Raw genomic sequence first — 8,847 nt, 5'->3', positions numbered from 1 at the left:
ATCCGCCAGCACCCCGAAAGAGACGCGCATTCTACAGCATCCACGAAGTCCGTCAAGCGCTGAGACGAACTTTGGCAAATTTTCTTTTCCCCACCTGAATGATATGAGTGCCTCCGGCCGCCATCCTGCATTTCGGATCCTCGATGCGCTCACCGTCGATCTTGATTCCGCCCTGCTTGATCAGCCGGAGCGCCTCGGACGTCGATGCGGTGAGCGCCAGGTCATGAATGAGGTTCGCTATGGGATAGCCGCCGTCCGGGACGGAGACGGCCCGTTCGACCAGATCGTCGGGCACCGCATTATCGCGATGACGGGCTTCGAAATTTTCGAGGGCCTTTCGCGCGGCCGATGCGCCGTGGAAACGCTCGACGATTTCCTGAGCCAGCTTGACTTTGATATCGCGCGGATTCGCGCCCTCGGAGCATTCCCGCCGCCAGCGCGCGACGTCGGCCATGGGCGCAAAACTGAGGAGTTCGTAATAGCGCCACATGAGGTCATCCGATATCGACATGAGCTTTCCGAACATGTCGTCCGGCTGATCTGCGATGCCGATGTAATTGCCGAGGGACTTCGACATCTTCTGAACTCCGTCAAGTCCTTCGAGGATCGGCATGGTCATGACCACCTGTGGCGTCTGGCCGTAGATTTCCTGCAGATGACGCCCGACCAGCAGATTGAACTTCTGGTCCGTCCCGCCGAGTTCGACGTCGGCCTTGAGGGCGACGGAGTCGTAGCCCTGGATCAACGGGTACAGGAACTCGTGGATGGAGATCGGCTGTCCGCCGGCATAGCGCTTGGCGAAATCGTCCCGCTCGAGCATCCGGGCGACCGTGTGCTTCGCAGCCAGTTGGATGAGATCGGCGGAAGTCATCGCGTTCATCCAACTGGAATTGAACATGACCAGCGTTCGTTCCGGACACAATACCTTGAAGATCTGCTCTTCATAGGTCTTGGCATTTTCGATCACCTCATCCCGGGTCAGGGGCTTGCGCGTGACATTCTTTCCCGTCGGGTCGCCGATCATGCCGGTGAAGTCGCCGATGAGAAAGATCGTTTCATGTCCCAGCTCCTGAAACTGCTTGAGCTTGTTCAGCAGCACGGTATGCCCGAGATGCAGGTCCGGCGCGGTGGGGTCGAAGCCGGCCTTTATCCGCAGAGGTTTGCCGCTTTCGATGCGCTTTTGCAGATCTTCCTGACGCAGCACCTCATGGGTACCGCGCAGCAATTGGGTCATTACGTCATTCATGAAACGTCTTCGAAGGTCGCTCTGGTTGGTTCGGCGCCGCCGGCTTCAGCATGGAGCCATGGCCGGTGCAAGACTCGCGAAAAGCGGGCTAGGATAAGGGAAAATGCGGCCCTGCGGGAGGGAAACCCGAACCGCCGAGGGGATCCGGCCCGGCGAAAATCCAGACGTCGCCGGGAGCCGGGATGGGAGAAACGCCGTCAGACCGAAAACGACGAACCGCAGCCGCAGGTCGTCGTTGCGTTGGGATTCCGGATCACGAACTGGGAACCCGAAACGTTTTCGGTGTAGTCGATCTCGGCGCCCTGGAGGTATTGAAGGCTCATTGGATCGACCAGCACACTGACTCCGTTCTTTTCGACGACCGTATCGTCTTCGTTGACGACTTCGTCGAACGTGAAGCCGTACTGAAACCCCGAACATCCGCCGCCCGTCACATAAACGCGCAACTTGAGGTTTTGATCGCCCTCTTCGGCCAGAAGCTCGCTCACCCGATTGGCCGCGCTGTCGGTAAACTGGATGGTCTCTGCGCTCATATCGCACCGCACTCTATCAAAATCAAAACGATAGAGTATTCCTAGCGTGGCCGTCAAGAATTAAATCCGCCCGAATCCGGATTCGGTCCATTCGCACAGACGTAAGGAAGCGCCGGCTAACCCGCACCTAACTCGACGACTTCGAGCTTAACTAGCGTGAGCCCCGCCCCGATGAAGCCCAACTCTCTAGCGGCGCGTTTGGAAAGATCGAGAAGCCTGCCATGGCGGCGCGCCGATCGGTCGTTGACGCGAACCAGCACACTGCGCTGGTTTCTGAGATTCGTTACCCTCAGGAGGGTGCCGAAAGGAAAGGAATTGTGCACCGCCGTCAGTGCGTCGCGGTTGTAACGTTCACCGCTTGCGGTCCGCCGCCCGTGAAACCGGTCACTGTAGTAGGACGCCAATCCTACGCTGCGGTCTCTTTTTTCGTGCTTCTCATGAAGCGGTTTGGCTTGAACGAAATGGCAGCTGGCCGCCAGCACGAGCGATAAAACGCCCTGCGTTATCTTGCCGTTCACTTGCACCAGTCAACCTCCTGCAAGAGCTTCGTTGGGATATTGCGGCCTCATGATAAACAAGACTCACAGTTCAGAGCAACTTGCAACGCAATCCCTTATGACATCGCAGCGAACGGGATGCGCCGTGCGTGACCCGGCGGGCAACGGGCATAGGACGAAGGATATGGCATAATTCCTGACGCACGCAGCAAATATCACCATTCATGGGGAACCCACAGCATCCGACGTTCGACGACCGCACGCTCTGCGCGCTCGGCGTCAACGTGATCAACACCGAGGCTGCCGCGATCAGCGCCCTGGCCGACCGCATCGACTCGAACTTCGCCGCCGGTTGCCGGCTGATTCTCGCTTGCCGTGGCCGCGTGGTCGTCACAGGCATGGGCAAGTCCGGCCATATCGGTGGGAAAATAGCGTCGACGCTCGCCAGCACCGGCACTCCGGCGTTCTTCGTCAATCCCGGAGAGGCCTGCCACGGCGATCTGGGCATGATCACCCGCAACGATGTCGTGCTGGCGCTGTCCAATTCCGGCGAAACGGCAGAGCTTCTGACCATATTGCCGCTGATAAAACGGCTGGGGATTCCGCTGATCGCCTTGACGGGCAACAGCCTTTCCACGCTCGCCCGCCAGTCCAGCATCCACCTCGACACCGGCGTCCGAGAGGAAGCCTGTCCGCTGGGGCTGGCGCCGACCTCGAGCACCACGGCCACGCTGGCCATGGGCGACGCCTTGGCCGTGGCGCTGCTCGAGGCGCGTGGCTTCACGCGGGAGGATTTCGCGTTTTCCCATCCCGGCGGCAGCCTCGGCAGACGCCTCTTGACCTTCGTCCGCGACATCATGCATACGGGCGGCGACACGCCTTTCGTCGGCCTCGAGGCCCGCGTGCGGGATGCGCTGCTGGAAATGACGGCGAAGAAGCTCGGCATGACGGCGGTCGTCGACGGCGCCGGCACGGTTCAAGGCGTATTCACGGACGGCGATCTGCGCCGCCTGCTGGAAAGGGCGCAGGATATCCATGCGACCCCGATCGCCGCCGTGATGACCCGGCCTTGCGTGACCGTCGAAAGCAGCCTGCTCGCCGCCGAAGCCGTCCGGATCATGGAACAGAAACGGATCAACGCCCTGCCGGTCGTGGAAAACGGGCGACTGGTCGGGGCGATCAACATGCACGATCTCCTGCGGGCGGGGGTGTTGTGAGCGATTCGCGCGAACGCCGATGCCCTGCCCGGCACCGCCCATGAAACGCCCATTCGAAGCAAGCCAGGACGTCCTGGCCCGCGCGGCGGCCATCCGCCTTGCGATTTTCGACGTCGACGGCGTGCTGACCGACGGCACCTTGTTCTTCGATCTCCAGGGGAGCGAATACAAGGCCTTCCACACTCGGGACGGCCTCGGCATCAAGCTGCTGCGGGAAAGCGGTGTCGAGGTCGCGGTGATTTCCGGCCGCAAATCCGAGATCGTACGGCGCCGCATGGAGAGCCTAGGTGTCAGGTACTGTTTTCAGGGCTTCGACGACAAGCTCGAAGCCTTCGGCCGGCTCCGGGCGGAACTGGGACTGTCCGATACTCAGGTCGCGCACGTGGGTGACGACTTGCCGGATGTCCCCCTCTTCAGGCGCGCGGGCCTTGCCGTGGCAACGGCGGACGCCCATCCGCTGGCCGCCGAACAGGCGCATTGGTTGACCGCCCGGACCGGTGGCGCCGGCGCCGCCCGTGAAGTCTGCGACCTGATCATGCATGCCCAAGGCACGCTCGACGGGGCGATGGCGAGGTTCCTCTGATTACCCTGACGCGCCAGCAGATCGTCGCGGTCGCCATGCTCGCCCTGGCGGCACTGGGCAGCACATGGTATGCGCAGCGGATCAAGCCCAAGGAAGATGGCGGTGCGAATGCCGAACACGGCACCGTCGACTACTTCTCCCTCAACATCCGGCGGACCTCCCTGGACGAGGGCGGCAAGGCGAAGAATTTGCTGGTGGCGCCGGTACTCACGCACTACATCGACGATGACCGCACCGACTTGACGGCGCCGGTGTACACGATGTTTTCGAAAGAGGACAATCCTCCCTGGGTCGTTTCTTCCGAACATGGCACCATCCGTCCGGATGGGACCATCGCCCTGGAAGGCGCGGTGCTCATCCAGCGGGACACGGACCGGAATGGCCGGGCGATCCGGGTGGTGACGAGCAACGCCGTGGTCGATCCCAGCCGGGACTACGCCGAGACCGCCGACCATGTCGAAGTCTTCAGCGATCCGGACTTCCTCTCCGGCAACGGCGCCCAGGTTCATTTCGGCGATCAACTCAAAATCACCATCCTCTCCAATGTTCGCAGAAAACATGAAATGCCCTAGAACGAGAACGCTGGCCGTCCTCTCGTGCCTCTGGCCGGGCTTGACGTTCGGGCTTTCCAGCGACGCCAAGCAACCGATCTACATCGAGGCCGACACCGCCACTTACGACGAGGCCACCGGGCAAACCGTGTACATCGGCCACGTGCGCTCGACCCAGGGCAGCCTGGTCGTGGACTCGGACAAGATGATCGTCTACCAGAAGGGCGGAAAAACCGAAAAGGTCGTCGCCTGGGCGAACCCGGTCCGGCTGAAGCAGACGCCGGACGGCGGAAAAGAGGACATCCACGGCACCGGCCAACGCGCCGAATATTTTCCTGAAACCGGCATTCTCATCCTTTACGACAAGGCCGTGGTCTGGCAGGGCGGCGACTCCACCGAGAGCGACCGGATCGAATACGACAGCCGCAAAAATTTCGTGAAGGCGGGCGATCCACAGTCGAACAAGTCGCGCGTGCGCGTCAAGCTGGCGCCGAAGGCCGAAGGCGGGAGCCCGAAGTAAGCCGATGACCACACTGAGCGCGGAAAACCTCGGCAAGCGCTATTACCGGCGCACCGTCGTCGATGGCGTCAATCTGTCGATCGATACCGGAGAAATCGTCGGTCTGCTCGGCCCGAACGGCGCCGGCAAGACGACCAGCTTCTACATGATCGTCGGACTGATACGGCCGGACCACGGAACCATTTCGATCGACCGGCGTCCCATCACCCACATGCCGATGCATGCGAGAGCGAAGCTGGGCCTGGGATACCTTCCCCAGGAGCCGTCGATTTTTCGCAAGCTGACGGTCGCCGACAACCTGCGGGCGGTACTGGAATTCCGCCCGGATCTGACGCGCGGGCAGCAGGAATTGATCATCGAAGAATTGCTGGAGGAATTCAGTATTTCCCACCTGAGGGACCAGCGCGCCGCAGGCCTCTCCGGCGGCGAACGGCGGCGGGTGGAGATCGCCCGCGCCCTCGCGTGCGAACCCCGCTTCATGCTTCTCGACGAGCCTTTTGCCGGTGTCGACCCGATCAGCATCATAGACATCCGCAACATCATCGAACACCTGAAAAGCCGCGGCATCGGAATCCTGATCACGGAACACAACGTTCGCGAAACCTTGGGGATCTGCGACCGCGCCTACATCCTGGCCGCGGGAAGGGTCATCGCCGAAGGAAATGCGACTGAAATCGTGAACAATCGCGAGGTCCGGCAGGTCTATTTAGGAGACAATTTTTCTCTTTGAGCGAAACGGCTTTATCGTTGCGGCTGCATTGCGTTAATATGCAAGCAATTATCGCACCACGTTGGAAGACAGCACGTTAGACCGATCATGAAGCAATCACTGCAACTTCGGCTGGGGCAGCAACTGGCCATGACCCCCCAGCTGCAACAGGCCATCAAGCTGTTGCAGATGTCCACGCTCGAATTGCAGCAGGAAATCCAGCAGGCGCTGGATTCCAACATGATGCTGGAAGTCACCGACGAGGAAGAGCACGTCCGCGACGCGGCGGCCGACGAGACTCCTGTCACCCAGACCGAACCCAGCTACGGCGAACTCCCGGACCTCGACACCCAGACCACCATCCCCGACGAGCTGCCAGTCGACTCGTCCTGGGAGGACGTCTTCGACGGCGTGCACAGCTACGCGCCGAGCAACGCGGCAGAGCCGGAAAACGAGGATTTCCTGGGGCAGCGCGGCAAGGGACAGAGCCTCCAGGAATACCTGCGCTGGCAGATGGAGCTCACGCCCTTCACCGAGCGGGATCACGCCATCGCAACCGCCATCATCGATGCGGTGGACGACGACGGCTACCTGGACGCCAATGCGGAAGAAATCGCCCAGGGGCTGAGTTCGCAACTCGAAAATCTCGAACAGGACGAAGTCCAAGCGGTTCTGCACCGCATCCAGAACTTCGATCCGCCCGGCATCGCGGCGGAAAACCCGGCCGACTGCCTGCGCATCCAATTGCAGCAGATGCCCGAGAACACCCCCTACCGTACCCAGGCCCTCGAACTGGTCTGCCGTCACGTCGATCTGCTCGCGAAGAAGGACCTGGTCCGGCTCAAGAAAGCGCTGGAGCTGGACGACGACGAACTGGCCGAGGTGATCCGCCTGGTCCGGTCCCTGGACCCGAAACCCGGCCGCTCGGTGGAACCCGACGACTACCAGTACATCATCCCGGACGTCTTCGTCTATCGGCAGGGGGCCGAGTGGGCCGTCGCGCTCAATCCCGAAATCGCCCCCAAGCTGCGCGTCAATCCCTATTACAGCGGCCTGATCCGACGGGCGGACAGCAGTTCGGACAACGTCACCATGCGGAATCACCTGCAGGAAGCGCGCTGGTTCATCAAGAGCCTGCAGAGCCGCAACGAAACCCTGCTCAAAGTGGCGCGCGCCATCGTGGACCGCCAACGCGAGTTCCTGGATGTCGGCGAGACCGCAATGAAACCCCTGGTGCTGCGCGACATCGCCGAGGAAGTCTCCATGCACGAGTCCACGATCTCGCGGGTCACCACCCAGAAGTACATGCACACGCCCAACGGCATCTACGAATTCAAGTATTTCTTTTCGAGCCACGTTTCCACGGATTCCGGCGGAGAATGCTCGGCCACCGCGATCAAGGCGTTCCTCAGGGAAATCGTGAGCAAGGAAGAGGCGACCCGGCCCTTGAGCGACCATGCCATCGCCGGCATGCTGAAAGACAAGGGCATCAACGTCGCGCGGCGGACCATCGCCAAATACCGCGAAGCGATGGGCATTCCGCCGTCCAACGAAAGAAAGCAGTTGTTCTAAGCGCTACGCAGTTCCGACACAGGGAGAATCTCATGCAGCTCAGCATCAGCGGACACCACATCGACGTCACCGACGCCCTGAAAAACTACACCACCGGGAAGTTCCAGAAACTGGAACGCCATTTCGACCAACTGTTCGATGTCCACGTCATCCTGTCGGTGGAAAAACTGCTGCAGAAGGCCGAAGCCACGGTGCAGGTGACGGGTGCGAACCTGTTTGCCGAGGACGCCCAGGAAGACCTCTACGCCGCCATCGACGGCCTCGTCGACAAGCTGGACCGCCAAATCCTCAAGCACAAGGAAAAACTCAACGACCACGGCCGCCCGTAACCGGACCGTCACCGCCCGGTGATACCGTTTGCGGAGAATCAGCACAATAAGGCGCCGGAAAGTCTCCAGATGCGGCTCATCATCGTCAGCGGTTTCTCTGGCTCGGGCAAGAGTATCGCCCTGGACACGCTCGAGGATTGTGGCTACTACTGCATCGACAACCTGCCCGCTCCCCTGATCGAGCCGTTCCTCCAGCAGGCCATCGCCTCCCGGTCGAGCGCGTTCGATAAGATCGCCATCGGCATCGACGCCCGCAACCAGAGCGCGAATCTCACCGGCTTTCCGGACATCCTGGACAGGGCCCGCCGGCTGGGGGTCGACTGCCGGCTCCTGTTTCTCCAGGCCGAGCCGGAAACCCTGCTCAAGCGTTTCAGCGAAACCCGCCGCAAGCATCCGCTCACCGACGCATCGGTGCCACTGGCCGAGGCCATCGATCTGGAGAGGCGCCTGCTGGAACCGGTGCTGAGCCGGGCCGACCTGAACATCGACACCACCTATACCACCATCCACCAACTGCGCGAACTGGTCCGCCAACGCGTCGGCACCCCCAGCGGCGGCCTGATGTCGCTCTGCCTCCAGTCCTTCGGCTTCAAGCACGGCGTGCCGATGGACACCGATTTCGTGTTCGACGCCCGCTGCCTGCCCAATCCGCACTGGACGGCCAGCCTGAGGCCGAAGACGGGCAAGGATCCGGAAGTCGTCGCATTTCTGGCGGAAAGCGCGGACGTCCACGACTACCTGAACCACCTCACGGCGTTCCTGGAACGCTGGATACCCTGCTTCCTGGCGGAAAACCGCAGTTATCTCAACGTGGCGATCGGCTGCACCGGCGGCCAGCACCGCTCCGTCTATCTCGTCGAAGCACTGGCCAAACGGCTGAACAGCGACCGCTACAACCTGCTGGTCCGGCATCGGGAACTCCCCGAGCCGGTCGATGAGGGCCACGGCACGCGGTGAGCGCGTCCTCGGATCTCAGGAACTCTCCCACAATATCCGCGCAAGTAGCCAGAAATCCGGCCATGTGAGACGATCCGGCTGCTCGCCGTCGGACTCCCATCGGGCGGCGTCTTCTTCGATGAATTTCAGAAAT

Annotated in this window: 11 protein-coding genes; 8 read left to right on the top strand and 3 right to left on the bottom strand. The window is 61.5% G+C overall.

What is annotated here, in order from left to right; translation table 11 throughout:
• Positions 1 to 52: 52 nt before the first annotated feature.
• From tyrS to ABZN20_RS17840, 3 genes are all read right to left on the bottom strand, one after another.
• Entirely contained in the window at positions 53 to 1,246 is a 1,194-nt protein-coding gene (tyrS, locus tag ABZN20_RS17850) for a tyrosine--tRNA ligase (RefSeq protein WP_218805768.1), read from the bottom strand.
• 197 nt (positions 1,247 to 1,443) lie between these two features.
• Entirely contained in the window at positions 1,444 to 1,779 is a 336-nt protein-coding gene (gene erpA / locus ABZN20_RS17845) for an iron-sulfur cluster insertion protein ErpA (RefSeq protein WP_367026132.1), read from the bottom strand.
• A 116-nt stretch (positions 1,780 to 1,895) separates the two neighbouring features.
• Complete coding sequence (locus tag ABZN20_RS17840) at positions 1,896 to 2,303, bottom strand: septal ring lytic transglycosylase RlpA family protein (RefSeq protein ID WP_218805767.1); 408 nt, start codon at positions 2,301 to 2,303, stop codon at positions 1,896 to 1,898.
• A gap of 197 nt (positions 2,304 to 2,500) precedes the next feature.
• Here ABZN20_RS17840 and ABZN20_RS17835 point away from each other — a divergent pair, with 197 nt between their 5' ends.
• The 8 genes from ABZN20_RS17835 to rapZ all read left to right on the top strand — a co-directional run bounded on the left by ABZN20_RS17835 (position 2,501) and on the right by rapZ (position 8,714).
• Positions 2,501 to 3,493 (top strand): KpsF/GutQ family sugar-phosphate isomerase, encoded by a 993-nt coding sequence (locus tag ABZN20_RS17835; protein WP_218805766.1) that lies wholly within the window; start codon positions 2,501 to 2,503, stop codon positions 3,491 to 3,493.
• Positions 3,494 to 3,533: 40 nt separating this feature from the next.
• The gene (locus ABZN20_RS17830) at positions 3,534 to 4,076 is read left to right on the top strand and encodes a KdsC family phosphatase (protein WP_218805765.1); all 543 of its coding nucleotides are present in this window, start codon (positions 3,534 to 3,536) and stop codon (positions 4,074 to 4,076) included.
• 35 nt (positions 4,077 to 4,111) lie between these two features.
• The gene (lptC, locus tag ABZN20_RS17825; protein ID WP_218805764.1) at positions 4,112 to 4,648 is read left to right on the top strand and encodes an LPS export ABC transporter periplasmic protein LptC; all 537 of its coding nucleotides are present in this window, start codon (positions 4,112 to 4,114) and stop codon (positions 4,646 to 4,648) included.
• The gene (lptA, locus tag ABZN20_RS17820; RefSeq protein WP_255556278.1) at positions 4,635 to 5,147 is read left to right on the top strand and encodes a lipopolysaccharide transport periplasmic protein LptA; all 513 of its coding nucleotides are present in this window, start codon (positions 4,635 to 4,637) and stop codon (positions 5,145 to 5,147) included. Before lptC ends, lptA begins: the two co-directional genes overlap by 14 nt.
• Positions 5,148 to 5,151: 4 nt before the next feature.
• Positions 5,152 to 5,877: an LPS export ABC transporter ATP-binding protein gene (gene lptB, locus ABZN20_RS17815; RefSeq protein ID WP_218805762.1), complete on the top strand. Its 726-nt coding sequence runs from the start codon at positions 5,152 to 5,154 to the stop codon at positions 5,875 to 5,877.
• 87 nt (positions 5,878 to 5,964) lie between these two features.
• Positions 5,965 to 7,428, top strand: coding sequence for an RNA polymerase factor sigma-54 (locus tag ABZN20_RS17810; RefSeq protein WP_218805761.1), 1,464 nt, complete (start codon positions 5,965 to 5,967; stop codon positions 7,426 to 7,428).
• Between the two features lie 32 nt (positions 7,429 to 7,460).
• Complete coding sequence (gene hpf, locus ABZN20_RS17805; protein ID WP_367026131.1) at positions 7,461 to 7,757, top strand: ribosome hibernation-promoting factor, HPF/YfiA family; 297 nt, start codon at positions 7,461 to 7,463, stop codon at positions 7,755 to 7,757.
• A gap of 69 nt (positions 7,758 to 7,826) precedes the next feature.
• Positions 7,827 to 8,714, top strand: a complete 888-nt coding sequence (rapZ, locus tag ABZN20_RS17800; RefSeq protein WP_218805759.1) for an RNase adapter RapZ — start codon at positions 7,827 to 7,829, stop codon at positions 8,712 to 8,714.
• Positions 8,715 to 8,847: the final 133 nt, after the last annotated feature.

This window comes from Methylococcus sp. ANG, from assembly GCF_040730495.1.
Classification (GTDB): Bacteria; Pseudomonadota; Gammaproteobacteria; order Methylococcales; family Methylococcaceae; genus Methylococcus.
The sequence above is the reverse complement of the archived record's forward strand: the minus strand, read 5'-3'. Positions and strand labels throughout refer to the sequence as shown.